Origin of the sequence: Clostridium sp. KLE 1755 (assembly GCF_000466465.2) — a bacterium.
GTDB lineage: Bacteria > Bacillota > Clostridia > Lachnospirales > Lachnospiraceae > Eisenbergiella > Eisenbergiella porci.
In genome coordinates this window covers 29,229-50,524 of sequence record NZ_KE992716.1, presented here as the reverse complement: position 1 = coordinate 50,524, position 21,296 = coordinate 29,229, and the positions used below count along the sequence as shown (strand labels likewise).

The 21,296-nt window shown below is 51.5% G+C and carries 18 protein-coding genes and 1 pseudogene; 2 read left to right on the top strand and 17 right to left on the bottom strand.

The window, feature by feature from the left end:
- The 17 genes and pseudogenes from HMPREF1548_RS14560 to purE form a co-directional block, all read right to left on the bottom strand.
- Positions 1 to 195, bottom strand: a pseudogene (locus HMPREF1548_RS14560) (serine dehydratase subunit alpha family protein); the annotation flags it as partial.
- 87 nt (positions 196 to 282) lie between these two features.
- Complete coding sequence (mgrA, locus tag HMPREF1548_RS14555) at positions 283 to 1,272, bottom strand: L-glyceraldehyde 3-phosphate reductase (RefSeq protein WP_021637006.1); 990 nt, start codon at positions 1,270 to 1,272, stop codon at positions 283 to 285.
- Between the two features lie 114 nt (positions 1,273 to 1,386).
- Entirely contained in the window at positions 1,387 to 2,343 is a 957-nt protein-coding gene (locus tag HMPREF1548_RS14550; protein ID WP_021637005.1) for a uroporphyrinogen decarboxylase family protein, read from the bottom strand.
- Positions 2,344 to 2,440: 97 nt separating this feature from the next.
- The gene (locus HMPREF1548_RS14545) at positions 2,441 to 3,913 is read right to left on the bottom strand and encodes a Sapep family Mn(2+)-dependent dipeptidase (protein ID WP_021637004.1); all 1,473 of its coding nucleotides are present in this window, start codon (positions 3,911 to 3,913) and stop codon (positions 2,441 to 2,443) included.
- A 621-nt stretch (positions 3,914 to 4,534) separates the two neighbouring features.
- Positions 4,535 to 5,494, bottom strand: coding sequence for an ABC transporter permease (locus HMPREF1548_RS14535; RefSeq protein ID WP_021637001.1), 960 nt, complete (start codon positions 5,492 to 5,494; stop codon positions 4,535 to 4,537).
- Positions 5,491 to 6,627: an ABC transporter permease gene (locus HMPREF1548_RS14530; protein ID WP_021637000.1), complete on the bottom strand. Its 1,137-nt coding sequence runs from the start codon at positions 6,625 to 6,627 to the stop codon at positions 5,491 to 5,493. The genes HMPREF1548_RS14535 and HMPREF1548_RS14530 overlap by 4 nt, the downstream gene beginning before the upstream one ends.
- Positions 6,620 to 8,155 carry an ABC transporter ATP-binding protein gene (locus HMPREF1548_RS14525; RefSeq protein WP_021636999.1) on the bottom strand — a complete coding sequence of 512 codons (1,536 nt, stop codon included), beginning with the start codon at positions 8,153 to 8,155 and terminating at the stop codon, positions 6,620 to 6,622. The genes HMPREF1548_RS14530 and HMPREF1548_RS14525 overlap by 8 nt, the downstream gene beginning before the upstream one ends.
- A gap of 337 nt (positions 8,156 to 8,492) precedes the next feature.
- A complete protein-coding gene (locus tag HMPREF1548_RS14520; RefSeq protein WP_035322231.1) occupies positions 8,493 to 9,725 on the bottom strand; it encodes a BMP family lipoprotein in 1,233 nt (410 codons plus the stop codon).
- A 221-nt stretch (positions 9,726 to 9,946) separates the two neighbouring features.
- Positions 9,947 to 11,326, bottom strand: coding sequence for a DNA repair protein RadA (gene radA / locus HMPREF1548_RS14515; RefSeq protein ID WP_021636996.1), 1,380 nt, complete (start codon positions 11,324 to 11,326; stop codon positions 9,947 to 9,949).
- Between the two features lie 60 nt (positions 11,327 to 11,386).
- Positions 11,387 to 11,797 (bottom strand): hypothetical protein, encoded by a 411-nt coding sequence (locus tag HMPREF1548_RS14510; protein ID WP_021636995.1) that lies wholly within the window; start codon positions 11,795 to 11,797, stop codon positions 11,387 to 11,389.
- 86 nt (positions 11,798 to 11,883) lie between these two features.
- Positions 11,884 to 14,325, bottom strand: coding sequence for an ATP-dependent Clp protease ATP-binding subunit (locus tag HMPREF1548_RS14505; protein WP_021636994.1), 2,442 nt, complete (start codon positions 14,323 to 14,325; stop codon positions 11,884 to 11,886).
- Positions 14,325 to 14,702 (bottom strand): GntR family transcriptional regulator, encoded by a 378-nt coding sequence (locus HMPREF1548_RS14500; RefSeq protein WP_021636993.1) that lies wholly within the window; start codon positions 14,700 to 14,702, stop codon positions 14,325 to 14,327. The genes HMPREF1548_RS14505 and HMPREF1548_RS14500 overlap by 1 nt, the downstream gene beginning before the upstream one ends.
- A 352-nt stretch (positions 14,703 to 15,054) precedes the next feature.
- On the bottom strand, positions 15,055 to 16,251 hold the full coding sequence (locus HMPREF1548_RS14495; protein WP_021636992.1) for an SH3 domain-containing protein: 1,197 nt from the start codon (positions 16,249 to 16,251) through the stop codon (positions 15,055 to 15,057).
- Positions 16,252 to 16,277: 26 nt separating this feature from the next.
- On the bottom strand, positions 16,278 to 17,552 hold the full coding sequence (purD, locus tag HMPREF1548_RS14490) for a phosphoribosylamine--glycine ligase (RefSeq protein ID WP_021636991.1): 1,275 nt from the start codon (positions 17,550 to 17,552) through the stop codon (positions 16,278 to 16,280).
- On the bottom strand, positions 17,549 to 18,172 hold the full coding sequence (gene purN, locus HMPREF1548_RS14485) for a phosphoribosylglycinamide formyltransferase (RefSeq protein ID WP_021636990.1): 624 nt from the start codon (positions 18,170 to 18,172) through the stop codon (positions 17,549 to 17,551). Before purN ends, purD begins: the two co-directional genes overlap by 4 nt.
- Positions 18,166 to 19,191 carry a phosphoribosylformylglycinamidine cyclo-ligase gene (gene purM, locus HMPREF1548_RS14480; protein ID WP_025488982.1) on the bottom strand — a complete coding sequence of 342 codons (1,026 nt, stop codon included), beginning with the start codon at positions 19,189 to 19,191 and terminating at the stop codon, positions 18,166 to 18,168. The genes purN and purM overlap by 7 nt, the downstream gene beginning before the upstream one ends.
- 208 nt (positions 19,192 to 19,399) lie before the next feature.
- Complete coding sequence (gene purE, locus HMPREF1548_RS14475) at positions 19,400 to 19,906, bottom strand: 5-(carboxyamino)imidazole ribonucleotide mutase (protein WP_021636988.1); 507 nt, start codon at positions 19,904 to 19,906, stop codon at positions 19,400 to 19,402.
- A 215-nt stretch (positions 19,907 to 20,121) separates the two neighbouring features.
- On the opposite strand from purE, the gene HMPREF1548_RS30240 reads away from it, so the two are divergent.
- Entirely contained in the window at positions 20,122 to 20,301 is a 180-nt protein-coding gene (locus HMPREF1548_RS30240) for a hypothetical protein (protein WP_035322229.1), read from the top strand.
- A gap of 89 nt (positions 20,302 to 20,390) precedes the next feature.
- Complete coding sequence (locus HMPREF1548_RS14465; RefSeq protein ID WP_021636986.1) at positions 20,391 to 21,242, top strand: AraC family transcriptional regulator; 852 nt, start codon at positions 20,391 to 20,393, stop codon at positions 21,240 to 21,242.
- The last annotated feature ends 54 nt before the right edge of the window (positions 21,243 to 21,296 follow it).

Below are 21,296 nucleotides of genomic sequence, written 5' to 3'. Positions count from 1 at the left end.
GATGACGCTCTTTACATTTTTTATGATATTTCCGCTGGCCTCCACCAGAAGCCGATCCGGCCTTTCCCCCAGCGTCTGCGCCGCCAGCGCCGCCGCATAGGCAATGGCAATCGGCTCCGTACACCCGAAGGCGGGCACCAGCTCCTGCTCCAGAATCCGGAGATATTCCCGGTATATGCTGCTGTTATGTTCCATGTTCGCTCCCATCTGTTTGTGCCTGTTCACATGCGCCCTGCCCATGATATATAAACCGCATGTGTAACTGTTCAGTACCCCTCACGGTTACCCGCAGATTTCATCTATTTTTTTGAGTTCCTCCGCCGTGAAAGAGGTTCTGTGGATAATTTCAATATTTTCCGTAATCTGGGCGGGCCTGGATGCGCCTATCAGCACACTTGTCACCTCTCCGTCCCTCAGGATCCAGGACAGCGCCATCTGCGCCAGGCTCTGCCCCCTGTTTTGTGCGATTTCATTCAGGGCGCTTATCTGATCCAGACGTTCCTGCGTCAACGCGGATTCCTTCAGGAAACGGCCGTCCCTCTTAATCCTGCTGTCCTCCGGAATCCCGTGAAGGTATTTATCCGTGAGAAGTCCCTGCGCCAGCGGACTGAAAGCGATTATACCGCAGCCGTTGGCCGCTGCAAAGGATTTCAGGCCGTCCTCTTCTATACTGCGGTCAAATATGGAATATCTGCTCTGGTTGATGATAAAAGGACACTTAAGGTCAGACAGAATCTTCATTGCCTTTTCCGTATATTCCCTGGAATAATTGGAAATTCCCGCATACAGAGCCTTCCCGCTCTTCACGATCTGATCCAAAGCCATCATCGTTTCCTCCAGCGGCGTCTCCGGATCCATACGGTGGTGGTAGAAAATATCCACATAATCCACCTTCATCCGCTTCAGGCTTTCATCCAGGCTGGAAATCAAATATTTCCGGCTGCCGCCGTCCCCATAAGGCCCCGGCCACATATCATAGCCCGCCTTGGTGCTGATCACCATCTGGTTGCGGTAAGGGCGCATTTCACTTTCCATGATCCTTCCGAAATTCTCCTCCGCGCTTCCGTAAACAGGCCCATAATTATTCGCCAGATCAAAATGGGTAATCCCGTTATCGAAAGCCGTGAAAACCAGCTGCTTCATATTGTCATAATTGTCCTTGCTTCCGAAATTGTGCCACAGCCCCAGAGAAACCGCAGGCAGCTTCAGCCCGCTGTTTCCGCAGCGGAAATAATTCATATGTTCATAACGATCTTCTTTTGCCAAATACATTTTTTACCTCCTCTATACCGCAGGTCTGCCCGCGGTACTGCAACAACCATCCGTTTAAAAGTTCCATTCAGGCCTCACCTCTGCCCGCGCCCTAAAGCGTTTTTTTCCACATTCCTATATGCTTCTGGCCTCTTCCAGCACCCAGCGGACATGTTCTACGGGCAGATCCCCTGGAATGGTGCAGTCTGCGCCCAGCAGAAAGCCTTTTTTCCCGCAGGTTTCGATCAGTTCCCTTACCGCCTTCCTGATCTCTTCCTCATTTCCTGAGTACAGCACGCCCTCCTTCCGGTTATCCAAACCACCCAGGGCAGGCTTCCCGCCGAAAAATTCTCTTCCCGAGGGAATATCCATCTCCTCCACATACACCGCCCAGTTAATGGCTGCGGCTTCATAGTCCTGCCATACCTCCACACGGTTCTTATCCCCGCCCCAGCCGCAGCAGTGCAGAATATTATGACTGCTCAGGCCATTGGCATAATCCAGGACCTCCTTGTCAAAGGGGGTAACCAGGCTGCGGTATTCCTCCGCAGTAAACCGGAAGGTTTCCGCATTCTGCACACAGTAATAAATACCATCGCAGCCAGCTTCCTCGATCAGCCCCTTCACCAGCGCCTTCGCATCCTCCGCAATTACACCGCAGGCATACTTCACCGCTTCCGGGTCCGCCTTGATGCAGTCCATCATTGTTTCCCAGCTCGTCTGAAGACGGAAAAAGGAAAGAGGACAAAATACATTATAAAATACACAGCACTCCCCGTCCACCGCTTTTACAATGGCGCGCGCCCGCTCAACCTGCTCCCTGATGAACTTATGCCCGCTTCCCAAAGGCTTCATATCATAAAGCTGCGACACATTCTCCATTTTTTCCAGTGTTTCATTGGGGTATCCAAAATAACCGTCGCACATGATTTTGATAAAATCCTGGTCCGTATCCCTGTACCACTTAAGATGCGCATCCACACATGCCTGCCCCAACGCCTGCTCCTGCGGAAAATGAAACCAGAATGCGCCGGGAACGTGATCCGCCTCCCTGTTTTCCAATGCTGCCAGTACTCTTTCTTTCTTGTTCATTATAATTACCCTGCCTTTTCTTATTTTAAACTGACTGTCCAGTTCCTACACAGTTACCTTTCTCCAATGCCCGCTTTCAGCTCGCATAACAGCCCGTTCAGGCTTTCTCTCCATTAAAATCACATTCATTCAAAGCCAGCATGGCCATAGTATAAATTTTCGCCGCTGAAATCAGTTTTTCCAGATCCAGCCCTTCGTCCGGTTCATGGGCGCCGCCGTGTCCCTTCCTGAACAGAACGCCTGCCATATCCCCCTCCCGCTCAGGCATGGATCCGATGCCATAGCCAAACGCATTGGGCAGCTTCCTGGCATACGTGCCGCCTCCCATCACATAAGGTTCAGCTGTGCATCCTGTAATTTCGTTAAATAAATCCGTCAGAAGGCCAACCTCTTTTCTGTCCTTCGGGAAATAATTCGGCGCAGAATTCCTGATAAGCTCCCATTTATAACCTCCCCGGCCGCAGTACTCCTCCAGCCCGGCCTCCAGCTTTCCCGCATCCGCCGTAATGGAATAACGGATATTAAACTGCAGCTGCGCCTGATGCCCCTGAAGCCTCAGCACAGTCCCCGCGCAGGTCAGACGCCCGGAAACCTCATCTGAATAAGAGATTCCAATATTCTCCCCATAATAATCCGACGTGGCATCGGCAATAAACTGAAGCAGCTTCCGATCCCCGTCCTCCAGAAGCTTGGCTCCACACATCGCGGCCGCCAGTTCATGGACAGCATTTACACTGCCTTCAGGGAAAGCGCTGTGTCTGCTGGTTCCATACGCAGTCACCCTGATTTTCCCATCCCGGGCCTCCGCCTTCACACATTCCGGAAGCGATGCCTGCAAAGCAGCCAGCTGTCCTTCCGAAACTTCTGTCCTTTTACCAACCACCAGAACCGCCCTGTCAGGGATAATATTGCCTGCGCTTCCGCCATACAGCTCCAGCACCTCATCACTGAAGTCCCTGCCGGAAACTGCAGTCCCTTCCAATATCCCCTTTTCCCCATAACAAACCGGAAATCCACAGTCCGCGATCATAGACAACGCCGGAAGCGGATATTTGGACGTGTAATACTCCAGATCCGACATCCCCCTTTCCTCATCGCACCCTGCAAAAAGACAAAGCTCATGTGCAGCCGGAAGCCCCAGCTCCCTGATACAACGCATCACATAAAGCATGGCCACTGCCGGCCCCTTATTATCCTGCGCTCCTCTGCCGATAAGATACCCATCCTTCACCACCGGCTCAAACGGCTCATAATCCCAGCCCTCCCCCAGCGGCACCACATCCAGATGATTCCACAGGCCAATCGTATTGCTCCAGTCCTGATTCTCCACACCGATGCTTCCCACATAATACTCCCGGTTCTCCGTATGGAACCCATATTTCCTTCCCATGGCAAGCATCTCATCCAGCGCATCCCTGCACCCCTGCCCAAACGGCCCCTGCTCCGCCTCCGGATCCGAAATACTGGGAATCCGCACCAGCCTCTTAATATCCTCCGTCATCTCCTCCCGATGCCCGTCAAACCACTGGCTGACCTTCTCATAAATTTCACCATCATACATTTTTCCCATATAAGCTCCTATCCAGGCCCCTCCGCCAGTCAATACCGACTGCCTTCATACCAAAGACCTTATGTTATTATTATAGATACCAAACAACTTTTCTTCTATAACCAATTCCTTCAAAAACTATGCAGTTTCAATCATTTTGGCCGGCCTGCCGCATCCGCCCCGTTTCCGTCTGCCCTTGGTCCGATGGGGGCTGGGCCTGTATTCCTTCCCCGGGGCCGGGGCGGGGTATGTTCTGTTCTGTTTGAGAAAACGGCGATGTTTCTTACCGCTCCGGGAAGTCAGAATTCTGACGTCCTTAGAGGCTTGTCTGACGAACGAAGACAATTTTAGCCGCAAATCACAAACTCACTCCTGCCAAAAAAGTTACATGCGGCTAAAATCACTGAGGAGGAGTTCAGCCTCGCTGGCAGAATTCTGACTTCCCGGAACGGTTAGAAACACCCCGTTTTTGAAACAGAACAGAACATACCCCGCCCCGGCCCCGGGGAAGGAATACAGGCCCAGCCCTCCTCGGACCAAGGGCGGACGGAAACGGGGCGGATGCGGCAGGCCCTCTCTACCTCATGAAGAAAAACAGCCGGACTGCTGAACAATCCGGCTGTATCCGCCACCAAAAGGAGCCTACCGGCTTCCCTTATCATATATTTCACCCAAAGCGCGGGGCGCCCTGTTGTGCTTGGAAAAGAATACAAGCAGCAGAAGCGTCAGCACATAGGGGAGAATCATTACCAGATCCTGATAGCTGCTGGGCATTTCCAGCATCTGCACGATGCGGTAGCCGCCGGAACGGGCAAACCCGAACAGCAGGCAGGCTCCCAGTGTGGGGAGGATTCTCCAGTTTCCGAAAATCAGCGCGGCAATGGCCAGGTAGCCATAACCCACATAGATATTGTTGGAAAAATTCGCTGAAATGGAATAGGCGAAGCAGATGCCTCCCAGCCCGGAAAGCGCGCCGGAAACCATAACCGCCACCAGCCTTACCCTGCCCACTTCAATGCCCGCTGCATCCACCGCATGGGGATTATCGCCGCAGGCACGCAGATGCATGCCAAAGCGTGTCCGGTACATCACAAACCAGGCAATGAACGCCACCACAATAATCACGATTTCAAAGGGATATATATTGGTAAATACCGCTCCCAGTATGGGTATTTTCGAGATTCCCGGCACCGTCAGCCTGCTTGACACCCCCAGCACGAATTTGTCGGAGGCCGCCCCGAATACGGTGGCATTGATCTGCTTTGTCAAAAAGGAGGTTAATGCCATCGCCAGGATATTAATCACCACGCCGCTGATGACCATATTTGCCTTGAACCGGATACACAGCAGCGCATGAATCAGTGAAAACAGCATGCCGCCGATTACGGCAAACAGCATGGCGATGTAGAAGGGAACCGCTGAATTTCCCGCAAATTTATCCGCAACGAGCACCGCAACGAGCGCGCCGGTAAAAGCGCCGAAGCCCTGCAGGCCCTCAATGGCAAGGTTGGTAATGCCGCTTTTTTCACTGTAAATACCGCCGATGGCCATGATGAAAAGCGGCAGTGCAAAGGACAATCCGTCAATGATTACAGTATTCATTTATCCTTCCTCCCTTCCTCGTCCTTCACCCGCGACAGCAGGTAGCTGATAAACGCCGAGCATGCGGAGAACAGCAGGATGATGCCCGTGATAACATCGGCAATTTCCGCCTGGATGCCCGCCGCCGAGCTCATGTAGGTACTTCCCTTGTCCACAATGGTAATCAGGAAAGAGGAGAAAATAATGCCCACAGGATTGTTGCTTCCCAGCAGCGAAACCGCAATCGCGTCAAAACCGGTGCTGGAAAGCACCCTGGGCTGGATGGAAGCAAAATAGCCAAGGTAATAGGTAACGCCCGCCAGGCCTGCCAGCGCTCCGGAAATCAGCATGGTGACCACAATATTCTTTCCCACATTGATGCCCGCATAACGGGAAGCGCTGCGTGAAAAGCCCACCGCTTTCATTTCATACCCCATTTTGGTCCTGTCCAGCAGGAATTTCACGGTGAACACAGCTATAAGCGCCAGGACAAAGCCCAGCGGGATATCCATTTTCAGATTTCCCACCACCGTATCCGCCAGCGTCAGGCGCGCCGCCGGGGCTATGGCCTTTGACTGCCTGGAAACCGGATCCACATAAAAGGTATTGATACAGAAGCTGCAGACATACTGAATAATGTAATTCAGCATGATGGAGGATACCACCTCATTGATATTGAATTTATATTTCAGCAGGCCAATAAGGCCGCCCACCAATGCGCCCGCCAGGATACCGATAAGCAGCACCAGAGGCTTTGACAGAACCGCGTTCAGTCCGCTGTAGCCTACCAGAATTGAGGATAAAAAGCCTGCCGCCAGCATCTGTCCAGATACGCCGATATTAAACAGGCCTGTCCGCATGGCCACCGCCACCGCAAGCGCCGCAAAAATCATGGGCGTCAGGTAATTTAGGAAGCTTAAGAAGTCGGTAAGGATGCTTTTATATCCCGCATAGGATGCCTTAGGGGCAAGGCCGCAGCCCTGCAGCAGGTTATAATAGGCTGAAAAAGGATTTTTCCCCAATACGGCAATCACCACAGCGCCTGCGATCAGGCCTATTAAAACACAGAAAACGGGAATGGTCACGCTTTGCGTCTTTTTATTTCCCAGGGTCCGGCTGATCAGTTTTTTCCAGATTGATTGTTTCTCATGCATGCCGCTTCACCCCCATCATAAATTCTCCCACTTCATTTGTGGTCAGCGTTCTGGCATCGGCAATCTTCTGTATCTTCCCGTTGTAAATTACACCGATGGTATCCGCGCAGTCCATGATTTCATCCAGTTCCAGGGAAATCAGCAGTATAGCCTTTCCCTTGTCCCTTTCGCCAATCATCTGGCGGCGGATATTCTCAATTGCCCCGATATCCAGCCCCCTGGTGGGCTGGACGAAAATCATCAGATCCGATTCCTGCTCGATTTCCCTTGCGATAATCGCCTTCTGCTGATTACCGCCGCTCATGGAACGCACAACTGTCCTCAGGCCCTGGCCGCTGCGGATATCATATTTATCGATCAGATCCTCAGCATAGCTGTCAAAGGCCTTTTTATCCAGAATCCCTTTTCTGGAAAACGGCTCCCTGAAATAGCTCCTCAGCCCCAGATTTTCCGACAGGGTGAAATCCATGACAATGCCATAATTCTGTCTGTCCTCAGGGATATAGGATATTCCCTCCAACGCCCTGCGGCGGATGGATTCCTCCGTAATATCCTTCCCGTTCAGCCACACTTTTCCTTTGTGCAGGGGAAGCAGCCCGGCGATGGCGTCAGCCACCTCAATCTGCCCGTTTCCGGCCACGCCCGCGATAGCGAAAATCTCCCCGCCATGGACAGTAAAGGAAACATCCTTAACCACCTCAAAATGATCCTGATTGACCACGGTCATATGCTCCACCTTCAGAACCTCTTTTCCGAATTCAGGCTCCTTCTTGGGCGTTTCAAAGCTGACCTCGCGTCCCACCATCAGGTTGGCCATCTTCCGGGTGCTGGTTTCCTTCACATCCAGAACGTCAATCAGCCGGCCTCTGTTCAGGATAGCGCAGCGGTCGGCCACCTTCTTGATCTCTTCCAGCTTATGCGTGATCAGGATGATGGTCTTCCCGTTTTCCCGCAGCCCCTTGATGATATCCAGGAGGAACTCGATTTCCTGCGGCGTCAGCACCGCCGTAGGCTCGTCAAAAATCAGGATTTCCGCTTCCCGGTACAGCATCTTCAGAATCTCCACCCTCTGCTGGGTGGACACATTAATATTTTCAATCACATCCGTAGGCTCCACTTCCAGCCCGTACTTCTGGGAAAGGGCGCGGATATCCTCATTGGCCTTCTTCATATCTACTGCGGGGAAAAGGCCAAGCACCTTTTTCACCGGTTCCATCCCCATGACGATATTCTCGGCTATGGTATAGTTGCTCACCAGCTTGAAATGCTGGTGCACCATACCGATATTCAGCTTCGTGGCATGATTGGGCGAAGAGATCTTTACCTTTTCCCCCCGGATATATATATCGCCCTCATCCGGCTCATACATTCCGAAAAGCATGCTCATAAGCGTTGATTTTCCCGCACCGTTCTCGCCCAGAAGGGCAAAGATTTCCCCCTTCTTTACCTGAATCGTGACATCGTCATTGGCAACAATGCCCGGGAACCGTTTGGTAATATGGCGCATTTCCACAATATAATCCGACATATATTCCCTCTCATTCCGCCGCTCTGTGGCAGCTGTATTTCCATAATATACTTAGGGGATGTCATCACCCCGTTCCTTGCTGGCATCCCCTAAATATACATGTGAATGCGGCCGCGCCGCATTCTGTGCTGTTCAATGCTGCCGCGTTTGGCGCAACAGTCTTCTGTTAAATAGAAACGGGCCGGGAATCCCGGCCCGCCTTCCCTTTCATTTCCGGAGGCAGCAAAGCGGACGGATGACTTCTATATCCGCAGGGCAGCTGCCGCAAAGGTCAAATACCCATAACAGGCCAGGCAGGCGCATTTACCGCCCCGCTGTCCGTACCGGCGCATTTGATTTACTCCGCCTTGAAATCATCGGGAGTAATTCCGTTGAAGTTGGCTGCAGGAACAATTTCTCCTGCTTTTACTTTTTCATAAGCCGCATCGATCTTGGTGATGGTATCTGCGGACAGCTGGCATCTTCCGCTTTCTTTTACATAACCGGTGGAATCGGTATCTGCGCCCAGGGTTACGTTTCCTCCCTTGAAGGAACCGTCAGCGATAGTGGTCAGCGCTCTGTCAACATTAATGCTCATTACCTTCAGTCCGCTGGTAAGGATTACGTTAGCATCTCCATTTACTCCGTCGTCATACTGATCAACGTCACAGCCGATGATATATACGCCTTCGGCTTCCTTGGCAGCTGTGATAACACCGTTTCCGGATGCACCGGCAGCTACGAACATGATATCCACGCCTTCGTCAATAAGCGCGTTACCAACAACCTTGCCAGTTGCTTCATCAGCAAAAGAACCTACATAATTTCCCCCTACATTCTCTCCATGTACATCAGTTCCCGCATAAGAAGGAAGTTCTACCAGTTCGACCGATTTTCCCTCGGTTTCATTTACGTATTTCACACCGCATTCAAATCCATACTGATAATTAACATTAGAAGGATAAGCTATGCCATTTACAACGGCAACTTTGTTGCTCTTAGTCTCATAAGCAGCAGCCATTCCTGCAAAGAAACCGCTCTCCTGCTCTTTAAACTGCATGGCATAAATATTTTCTACTTCTATTGATTCCTCTACGCCTTCAGGATCGGCAGGAAAAGCATCCACCAGGATGAATTTCACATTCGGGTTGTCCTGTGCGATCTGGGCGATTCCGGCAAACTGGAAACCACAGCATACAATAGCGTCATAATCAGCTACGATGTCAGCTACTGCCTGAACGGCTGCAGCGGTGTCGCCTGTAGGCTCTTTTACAGGAGTTACGGTAGAGGAAGGATTCTTTTCGATAAAGGAAAGAATTCCGTTGTAGTTATCCTCGTTAAAGGAACCGTCATCCACTCCGGAGGGACTGGATACAATTGCGATTTTCAGTGCCGCATTGCCGGCATCTGCGGTATCGGATGCAGCTTCACTGGAAGATGCTTCCGTAGACGCTTCCACAGATTCAGCAGGCGCCGCAGTTTCCTGGGCAGGTGTGCTGCTTTCCGCAGGAGCAGTGCTGCCGGAATTGCCGCAGGCTGTCAAAGACAGTGCAAGCAGAGCAGCCATTGCAAGAGAAAGTGCTTTTTTCATAATAAAATCCTCCTTTTTTACCGTCCGAGACGGCATGTTCGAAAAAACCTAATTACAGCTAATTACAAACCAATCATAGCATTTTACCATTCAAAAAACAATGACAAAATTCCTGAAAAATTTACCTGAACGCTTTCCGCGTTACTGTTTTCCCTCCGTCCGGGCTCCTGCTGTCACGGTTCCGCCCTCCGGGATAATCCGGTTTTTATGCAAAGCCGGTTTTAAATGATATCCATTACGTCCTTTACAGATTGCACGCCGATCAGCCGGATACCTTCGATTTTGGGCAGCTTGTCCAGACATACTTTGGGAAGCACACAGGTTTTGAAGCCCAGCTTTTTCGCCTCCGATACACGGATGGCAGCCTGGCTGACCGCCCTGACCTCGCCGCTCAGCCCTACCTCGCCGAAGGCAATCATCGTCTCCTCGATAGGCCGGTTGCGGAAGCTGGAAATCACAGCCATGACGATACCGAGATCGATGGCCGGCTCCTGTATTTTCATCCCGCCGGCTATATTTAAATAGGCGTCGCAGCCGGATACCTGCAGACCCAGGCGCTTTTCCAGGACCGCCATAAGCAGGTTCACCCGGTTGAAATCCGTCCCCGCCGCCTGGCGTCTGGGAAATCCGAAATTGCTCTGGCAGACCAGCGCCTGAATCTCCACCAGAATGGGCCTGGTTCCCTCCAGAGAGCAGGAAACCACCGAACCACTGGCCCCTTCCGGCTTACCATTAAGCATGAACTCGGACGGATTTTTCACCTCGCACAGGCCTTCCTGACGCATCTCAAACACACCGATTTCGTTGGTGGATCCAAACCGGTTTTTGACGCCGCGCAGTATCCGGTAGGAGGCATGCCTGTCCCCTTCAAAATAGAGGACGGTATCCACCATATGCTCCAGCACACGGGGGCCTGCCACGGTTCCCTCCTTTGTCACATGTCCTACAATAAAAATGGAGATGCCATAGCCCTTTGCCAGCTTGAGGAAAACCCCCGTGGACTCCCTTACCTGGGAAACGCTTCCCGGCGCTGCGGAAACCTCCTCCTGGTACATGGTCTGGATAGAGTCTATAATCACGATTTCCGGCTTCTCCCTGGCAATCGCCTCTTCTATGTCCCCCAGGTTGGTTTCACACAAAAGCTGCAGGGAATCACTGAAATTCCCGATTCTCTGCGCCCGCATTTTAATTTGCTGCAGGGACTCCTCCCCGGAAATATAAAGTACCTTTTTCTCCTTTTCGGACAGGAGCCGGCACATCTGCAGCAGCAGGGTGGATTTCCCGATTCCCGGATCTCCTCCCACAAGCACAAGGGAGCCGGCGACAATTCCGCCGCCCAGCACCCGGTCCAACTCTCCGATTCCCGTCAGGATACGCTCTTCTTTTTCCATGGATATTTCCGCAAGAGTGGACGGCTTCTTCCCGCCGGAGGACAGTCCCGCCGTACGCTCCACGACAGCGCTCCTGGAAGCGGCCTTCCTCACCGGCTCCTCCACAAAGCTGTTCCAGGTATGGCAGCCCGGGCACTGCCCCATCCATTTGGACGACTCATAGCCGCATTCCTGACAATAAAACACAGTTCCTGATTTTGCTTTCGCCATATTTAAAAAAGGGGCGGAAAACCGCCCCTGCCCTCCTGATCTTTCATTGTTAAGCAGCGCTTATTTATGGATGTCTACCTTCACTTCTCCCGCGCCTGCAAGCTCTACGGAAAGACTCAGCTTGCCGCCCAGGTTCGTGCACATCCTTCCGGCATCCTCTCCATTAATCTGCACATCGTATTCCGTATCATCCTGCAGTCCGATGGTGAGCTGTGCGTCCTCATTGCCTTCTACCACAAAGCTCACGCCGTCCTCGCTCTCCGTGAACTCAAGAACACTGGTTCCCGGAACAGATTCATAGACAAACATGCCGTTTTTCTCCAGCTTGGTCATGGTCTGGTAGGTTTTCACCTTATACAGATCTCCTTCGTGGGAAAAATCCTCCAGCTTTGCTTTTTCAGCAAGGGTATGGTTCCCAAAGCTGATGCTGCCGTCTGCCTCTGCGCGGATTAATTCATTTACTACTGCCATTTTCTTTTGTCCTCCTTCATATGGTTCCTCTCGGGGTTAACTGTTTGAAACTGTATTCTTACCGTAACCATGAAACTGCTTCACAGTTACTTTTTTACCTGAAAGGTAATCTTTCCTTCCTTACACCCTACGGTTACATTATCTCCCGGCTGAATCCTTCTCGCAAGGATTTCTTCCGCCAGGGCGTCCTCAACCATATTCTGGATGGCCCTCTTCAGGGGACGCGCCCCCATTTTCAGGTCGGAATGCTTCTCAACGATATAATTCTTGGCCGCCGGCGTAATGGTCAGCGAAATATTCAGCTGCTTTTGGCATCTGTCGGTCAGATCCTTTGAAAGCAGGGTTATAATCTGCTTCATATTTTCCTTCGTCAGGGGATGGAAAACCATGATCTCATCGATACGGTTGATAAATTCCGGCTTAAACAGCCTTTTTACCTCTTCCATGACGCCGGACTTCATTTTCTCATAATCCTTTTTTTCATCCGTATGGGCGGTAAAGCCCAGGTTCTTCGGATCGATGATGCGCTGTGCCCCGGCATTGGAGGTCATGATAAGCACGGTATTCTTAAAGCTTACCTTCCGGCCCTTGGAATCCGTAATATGCCCGTCATCCAGCACCTGGAGCAGGATATTGAATACGTCCGGATGCGCTTTTTCCACTTCGTCGAAAAGCACCACGGAATAAGGATTGCGCCGCACCTTCTCAGACAGCTGGCCGCCGTCGTCAAAGCCAACATATCCCGGAGGGGAACCGATCAGCTTGGAAACGGAATGTCCCTCCATATATTCTGACATATCGATCCGGATCAACGCATTTTCCGATCCGAACATAGCCTCTGCCAGCGCCTTGCTCAGTTCTGTTTTCCCAACGCCCGTAGGCCCCAGGAACAGGAAAGATCCGATGGGCCTTCTGGGATCCTGGAGTCCGACCCTGCCGCGGCGCATTGCGCGCGCTACGGCGCTTACGGCCTCATCCTGACCGATAACACGCTTATGCAGTATGCTTTCCAGCTTCAGCAGCCGTTCGCTTTCCTTTTCCTCCAGCTTGCTCACCGGGATTTTGGTCCACATGGCCACCACGCCCGCAATGTCATTCTCGGTGACCTCCTGCCTTCTTAAAGCGTTCTTTTTCTCGATCCGCGCCTTCTTCTGGGCCAGCTTTTTCAACAGTTCATCCTGCTCCCGTTTCCAGACACCGGCCTGGGAAAAGGCTTCAATGCGGATGGCGCCTTCTATTTTCAAATCCAGCTCCCGGATCTCTTCGTTTAACTTCCTGATATCTTCCGGCGGCTCCATATGCTGCAGACGGACGGCTGAGGCCGCTTCGTCAATTAAATCAATCGCCTTATCAGGCAGGCGCCTGTCGTTAATATATCTGCTGGAAAGCCTTACCGCCGCCTCAATAGCCTCGGGAAGGATCTTCACCTTATGGTGATCCTCATACCTGGGAGTCACTCCCTCCAGTATGCGCACCGCCTCTTCCTCTGTGGGTTCCTCCACATTTACCGGCTGGAATCTTCTTTCCAGGGCGGCATCCTTCTCAATATATTTACGGTATTCCGTAATTGTTGTGGCGCCGATCAGCTGGATTTCCCCCCTGGCAAGGGATGGCTTCAGAATATTGGAGGCGTCAATCGCCCCCTCCGCGCCGCCTGCGCCGATCAGGGTGTGCAGCTCATCCAGGAACAGCAGGATGTTCCCATCCTCCGTCACCTCTTTGATTACCTTCTTAATACGCTCCTCAAATTCGCCTCTGTACTTGCTTCCGGCAATCATGCCTGACAAATCCAGCATGAGGACCCGTTTGTTTTTCACTGTATCCGGCACCTCGCCGGCCACAATTTTGGAAGCAAGACCTTCCACAATTGCCGTTTTACCAACGCCCGGTTCTCCTACCAGGCAGGGATTATTCTTCGTTCGCCTGCTGAGTATCTGGATAACCCGGCTGATTTCCTCTTCTCTTCCAATAACAGGATCCAGCCTGCCGTCTCTGGCCAGCGCGGTCATATCCCTGCTGTACTGCTCCAGTGTGGCGGTGCTTCCCTTCTTTTTCTGTTTCTTAATGAGTTCTTCCTTGTACTGCCCCGGCTCCAGCCCCATAGCTGCAAGGGTATCCATATACAGCTTCTGCGGCTGAAGGCCGCAGGTGTTCAGCAGCCTGACAGCTACGTTCTCCCCTTCCCTGAGCAGGGAAAGCAGGATGTGTTCCGTTCCGGTCAGCGCGGAATTAAAACGTGCCGCCTGCCTGTGGCTTTCTTCCAATATCGCCATGGCACGGGGCGAATAACCGTCCCTTTCCTTTACCGGAGTTTCGGAAACAGGCGCAATCAGATCCTCGATCATTTCACGGATTTCCAGTTCATTGGCTCCGTTTTCGATCAGGACTCTGGCGGCCACACCGGTTCCCTCTTCCAGGAGTCCCAGCAGGATATGCTCAGTTCCCACATAATTCTGCTTTAACTTCCTGGCGGCCTTCTCAGCCAGCATAAGGGCCGCTCTGGCCTTATCTGTATACTGTGACTGCATTATTCCAGTCCTCCATATTCTTCATAGATTTCATCAATTAAAGCATGCACTTCTTCCCGGGAAATATTCTTGCAGCTTGCTTTGGCCAGCAAAACCCGCATATCCTCCCGGGTCTCCAGCATAGCCTGCTTCTTGCCTTCATCAACGGCAATCACCGCGCCTTTTCTTCTGTCTACCTTAACAAAGCCTTCCTGTTTTAATACGGTATATGCTTTATTCACGGTATGCATGTTAATTCCAATGGTGTCGGCAAGCTGCCTCACACTTGGGAGCACATCGCCTTCATGGAAGCGGTTTGTGGCTATTCCGAGAATTATCTGGTTTCTCAGCTGCATATATAAAGCTTCATCACTGTTAAAATCAATCTCTATAATCATTTCCAATCCGCATCGCTCTTCTTTCTATTATTCATTTGTTATATTTATAGTATAACAGGGAGCACATCCTGTCAACCGCTTTTCGGTTTCCAGGCGCCGGGATATCCGTCCCGTTGTTTTGTCAGTGGAAATTTATTACAGAAACGGCTGTTTTTACGTAAACCGGCATTTGATTCAAAAAAGCCGCTGTAGTCCTACTTACTCAGCGGCTTTTTTAACATAAGGCTGGTCCGCGGAGCGTGGCAGCCGTTATTTATCCTCAGCCCTGCACCGGCCGGTTATGTAATCCCCGGCGGTAAGGGCGCTGTACTGTTGCGGTTATTTTAATCGTAACTGTGAGAATACTGAACAGTTATTTTAAATCAAGGAATTCGAAGTCCAGATCATCGTCTTCATCCACATCGAGGAAATTACGGGGCTTATAATCCTGAGATTTCCTGCCCTTTCCTGAGGCTTTGGAGCTTCTTCTGGGAGGTTCCTCATAGGAGACTTCATCGGGGTACATATCTTCATCGTCCTCCTCGCCGTCATCCTCATCCTCTTCGTCATCCTCATATTCATAGCGGCTTCTTCTCCGGGAACCTCTGCCGCCGCGGGAGGCTTTGCTCATACCTCTCCTGCTTCTTCTGGGGACGTAGTCATCGTCATCGTCGTCGTCCTCATCATCCTCCTCGTCGTCGTCCATGTCGTCATCGTCGTCGTCATCCATTTCATCATCGTCATCGTCAAATTCATCATAGCCGTCGTCATAGGTTCCCTTCAGCTTGAAGATTAAAACGGTTACGGCAACAACGAGCAGGCCTACGATAACCGCAAGAATAATGATTATCATACGAAGGCTTCCCGTCTGCTTCTCCATTTCGGCAATATTGCTCTCATTGGTCTGGGCAGCTCCGAGAAGATCGGAAACCTTATATCTCGTACCATTGATATTGTCGTTCAGATACCAGTCATTCGTTCCGGTTCCATCATCCGCATAGCTGACGTCATAGTCATTGGTGGACGGCGCCGTATCGGAAGGAGTCTCCTCAGGCGTTTCCTCAGGCGGCTCCGCAGGTGCAGCCGGCTGCACGGTTTCCGCTATTTCCAGCGTATCCTCGCGTACATACCCGTTGATCGCCTTGCCGTCCTTTTCTCCGGTAATCTGATACCAGATCTTTCCTTCGCTTCCTGTGGTTTCCCCGGTTACATCCATAACATCACCGGAAGAAAGGCTTCCAACCACACTTGAATTGGTAGAGGCTTCGGAACGGACACGGGCGCTGGCGGCAATTATTTTGATTTTGGCTACCGTAGTGCCGTTTATGCCTTCCTCAGAATTTTCGTTTATAATTTCATTTAATTCTGCGTCGTCTCCTCCGGCATCTTCCGCACCCTCATTACCGCCTTCCGAATCACCGTTATTGACACTGCCCTGACTGCCCAGGCTATTGGTTGCATGTCCCGTCAGCGCTGTCTGTGCCGGCACTGCGGCGCAAAACAATATAGCTGTCAAAACTGCCGTAATCCGAAGCACTATACCTGTACTTTTCGTTTTTATCCTGTTCATTTCCTGACCCCTTTACCATTTGTGGTTTACGCCTCGTCAATAGCTTTGCCGATATCCGTACGCATATACTTATTGGCAAAGTCTACCCAGCCGGCGGCCTCATAAGCGTTGGCTCTCGCCGCCTTCAGGTCCTTGCCCGTTGCGGTGATGCCGAGAACCCTGCCGCCGTTAGTCACGATGTTCCCTTCATTGTCGAATCTGGTTCCGGCATGATAGCAGAAATAACCATCGGCGTCTTTGAATTTCTCCAGGCCGCTTATCTTAAGGCCCTTTTCGTATTTTACCGGATAGCCCTGTGATGCCAGCACCACGCAGACCGCCGCATTGTCTTCAAACTGCAGCTCAATCTGATCCAGGGTGCCGTCAATGCACGCTTCCACTACATCTATGATATCGTTCTTCATACGCGGAAGCACCACCTGCGCTTCAGGATCCCCGAATCTTGCATTGTATTCCAGCACCCTGGGGCCTTTTTCCGTAAGCATCAGGCCGAAGAAAATAATTCCCTTAAATTCCCTTCCTTCCTCCGCCATGGCATCCACAGTGGGCTGATAGATATATTGTTTACAGAAATCATCAACTTCTTTCGTATAGAACGGAGAAGGAGAAAAAGTTCCCATGCCGCCCGTATTCAGGCCCTTGTCCCCGTCGCAGGCGCGTTTATGATCCTGTGCGGAGGTCATAATTTTGATATGCTTTCCGTCAACAAAGGAAAGTACGGAAACCTCGCGTCCGGTCATGTATTCCTCCACCACCATACGGTTGCCGGCGGAACCGAACTGCTTATCCGTCATAATGCTTTTTACGCCTTCCAGCGCTTCTTCCTTTGTATTGCAGATAAGCACCCCTTTGCCCAATGCCAGCCCGTCTGCCTTCAGCACGATAGGGAAGCTGGCCGTTTCCAGGTATTCCACTGCCTTCTGCGCATCATCAAAGGTTTCATAGGCTGCTGTGGGGATGTTGTATTTTTTCATTAGATCTTTGGAAAAAGCCTTGCTTCCTTCCAGAATCGCCGCATTTTTCCTGGGGCCGAACACACGCAGCCCCGCTGCCTCAAGGACATCCACAATGCCCGCAGCCAGAGGATCATCCGGCCCTACAATCACCAGATCCACTTCCTTTTCCTTTGCGAAGGAAGCGATTTTATCAAATTCATCCACGCCCAGGGGGACGCATTCAGCCACTTCGGCAATACCTGCATTTCCGGGCGCACAGTATATTTTATCTGCTTTCGGGCTTCTGGCCACGGCTGCCGCAATCGCATGCTCCCGTCCGCCGCCGCCTACAATCAGAATTTTCATTTGTATCTCACCTTTCCGTCTTCCACACTGATTCTGCCGTTGGCAATCATATCAATCGCCTGAGGCAGAAGCTGCCATTCGGCTTCCTCCATCACACGCTGCTGAAGCGTCTTCGGTGTATCGTCCTGGTGCACCTGAACGCTCTTCTGCAGGATTATCGGGCCGGTATCCGTTCCTTCATCCACAAAGTGAACGGTCGCCCCGGTCACCTTCACTCCCCTCGCCAATGCAGCTTCATGCACCTTCAGCCCATAGAAGCCCACGCCGCAGAACGACGGGATCAGGGAGGGATGGATATTGATTATACGGTTACGATAGCTTTCTATCATGGCCGCCGGTATGGCAACCAGAAAGCCTGCAAGAACGATTAAATCCGGATGGTATTCATTGACCTTTTCCAGAAATGCCCGGTTAAAGGCCTCACGATCCGGAAAATCCTTCGGAGAGACGCAGACGGCATCAATTCCGTTCTGCTCCGCCCGGGTCAGCGCATATGCATTCTTATTGTTGCTGATGACACCTATAATTTCCGTATTGGTCAGGCTGCCGCTGCCAATGGCATCGATAACAGCCTGCAGATTGGTGCCTCCGCCGGATACACACACCAGAATTCTCAGCATAATACGACTCCCTTTTCCCCGGCTTCCACTTCACCGATAACATAAGGGGTCTCTCCTGCCTCACGGACAGCCGCCATAGCTGCTTCGACCTCTGACGGGTCTACTGCAAGCACCATGCCGATACCCATATTATATGTATTGTACATCATCTGCTCTTCAATATTTCCCTTATCAGCAAGCAGCCTGAAAATAGCAGGCACCTCATAGCTGTCCTTCCTTACAACGGCACGGACGCCGTCGGGAAGCATACGGGGAATATTCTCATAGAAACCGCCGCCTGTAATATGGCTGCACGCTTTGATCTCAACCCCGGCATCCTTCACGGCCTTCAGAGCCTTCACATAGATCTTGGTGGGCGCAATCAGCGCTTCACCCAATGTTGTCCCCAGTTCCTCATAGTAGGTCTCCAGGGATTCCTTAGTCATTTCAAAAACCTTTCTCACCAGCGAAAAACCATTGCTGTGAACGCCGGAGCTGGCCATGCCAATCAGCACGTCTCCCGCCTTCAGCTGTTCGCCGGTAATCAGCTTCTTCTCATCAACGATGCCCACAGCGAATCCTGCAAGGTCGTATTCGTCCTCAGGATAAAAGCCGGGCATTTCCGCAGTCTCGCCGCCAATCAGGGCAGCACCCGCCTGCTTACAGCCATCCGCCACACCTTTAACGATAGTGGCGATTTTCTCAGGATAGTTCTTTCCGCATGCAATGTAGTCCAGGAAAAACAGCGGTTCGCCGCCCGCGCATGCAATGTCGTTCACACACATAGCCACGCAGTCAATACCAACCGTGTCATGCTTATCAAGAAGAAACGCAAGCTTCAGCTTCGTTCCCACGCCGTCCGTTCCGGAAACCAGTGTGGGCTTTTCCATTCCCTTAAAGCTGTCAAGGGAGAAAGCCCCGGAAAAACCTCCCAGGCCGCCCAGAACCTCCGGACGCATGGTTTCCTTCACATATTTTTTCATCAGTTCAACCGATTTATACCCTGCTTCAATATCTACACCAGCGTTCTTATAATCCATCGTATCCTCCATCGGGTACGGATCCAGTGCGCCCCGGCGCAGCTGCCGTATTCCCTGTTTTATCTTTAATTTCTGTGACTGTCCTGTCTGCTGACAGCCATATGCAAAAATCCGGGCCGAATCGTTGCCGGCGGCAGTTTTTGCTTTCAGGTTCACCGCTTCTTACGCTTAACTCAGACCTGCGGGCCTGCAAAACAGCTTCTTAATATTACTTATTATAATTCCTGTAGCCTGTTTCCTGGAGATGCGCATCCTTTTTCTGAACGCTTTCCTTCAGCCCCTGGGAGTAATCCTTCAGTTTCTGAAGCAGAGCCGCATCTGAAGTAGCAAGAATCTTAGCCGCCAGAAGCCCTGCGTTCGCGCCGCCGTTGATAGCGACCGTAGCAACCGGAATGCCGCTGGGCATCTGTACGATAGAATAAAGGGAATCCCTGCCGCCCAGAGAAGTTGTATGCATGGGAATACCAATTACCGGCATCGGGAAAATTGCGGCGCACATACCAGGAAGATGTGCAGCCATACCCGCTCCTGCTATAATCACCTTAAATCCCCTGTCTTCCGCAGACTTCGCATATTCAAAAAAAACATCCGGCTCCCTGTGGGCAGAAATGATCTTCATTTCATAAGAAATCCCCAGTTCCTCCAGAATATCAGCTGCCTTTGCCATTACAGGCATATCGGAATCGCTTCCCATTACAATACCAACCTGTGCCATTGGTTATCCTCCTTCATCCTATGAGCCCGTCCAACCGCCCCCGCCGGGCCCAAAGCCCCTCACTTCGGCAAAAGACAGTCAAAAACAAGCCAGTAATATTTCAACCTACAGTGTACTAAACTTTTTCCCGATATGCAACATCAACCAAACCGAATTAATAAAAAATTCAACTTTTCACAACCAAACTATATTTTTTTTCAGGGGAATGGATTATAATGTTGTTACCAACGAGCAGCGCCCTGAACAGGGAAAAGCTGAATGGAGAACAGCTTCAGCTGCTCTCCAGGCAGTTTTTCCCTGTTCAGGGTTGGGGCGACTGCCCCAAGCCGGGAAGCCCCCTGGCTTCCCGGCCCAAGCTGCGGCCCCCCGGTGCCAGGCTGTGCCCTTGCCCTTAAGCCCTTACCCCAAGCTACGCTGCCCCTCCATACCTTTCGTCCTGCGCACCACCACACCAATCCACCCCCAGGGAGTTGATACACCACCCATGTGCCAAATACAATACGACATAACCTACGAGGACCTGAACCCCACGTTCCTCTTCACCTGCCAGATATCCAGGAAAGAACCGGAACGCCTTCACAGCCACGACTTCATAGAAATAGCCCTGATCCTGTCCGGTGAGGGCCATTTTGTGCTGGGCGGAAAATGGTATCCGGTTAAAAAAGGCGATGTACTCCTCATTAATCCGGGCATCCAGCACCAATGCACCTACTCCTCAGCAGAAGCCCCTCTGGAGGAATTTTACGTAGCCTTTACGGACATACACATCCGGGACATGGAACGCAACCAGATCCTCTTTCCCGGCCACGAATGCCTCATCCGCCCCGGCGAGAAGACCTTCGTCACACTGTCACGCCTCTGCTCCCTCATCAAGACGGAAAGCACCAGCTGCCAGCCGGGACGCTACTTCATGCTCAAGGCCTACGTCACCCAGATGATCCTCCTGCTCTACCGTGAACAGGTAGTTGCGCCGGTCACAATAGAAGAAGGCTATGAATTTGAATCCACCAACAAAAAATACGTGGTAGAGCAGATCATAGACTACCTGGACTGCCACTACAATGAAAAAATATCCCTGGATCAGATCGCCAGGAATATGTACCTGAGCCCTTTTTACATATCCAAAATTTTCAAAAGCGAAACCGGCGACACCCCTATCAACCACCTGATCAAAATCAGGATGGAAAAGGCCCGGCTTCTGCTTGACAAGCAGAAGGATGCCAGCATACAGGACATTGCCCTGTGCGTGGGATATGACGACGCCTACCACTTCAGTAAGCTGTTCAAGAAACATTTTGGGGAATCACCTTCTAAATATAGGAAGAAACAGGAATAGTTAAAAATGCCGTCGAAATTCTGCTAACAGTTCAGCCTTCGGCCGAACTGTTAC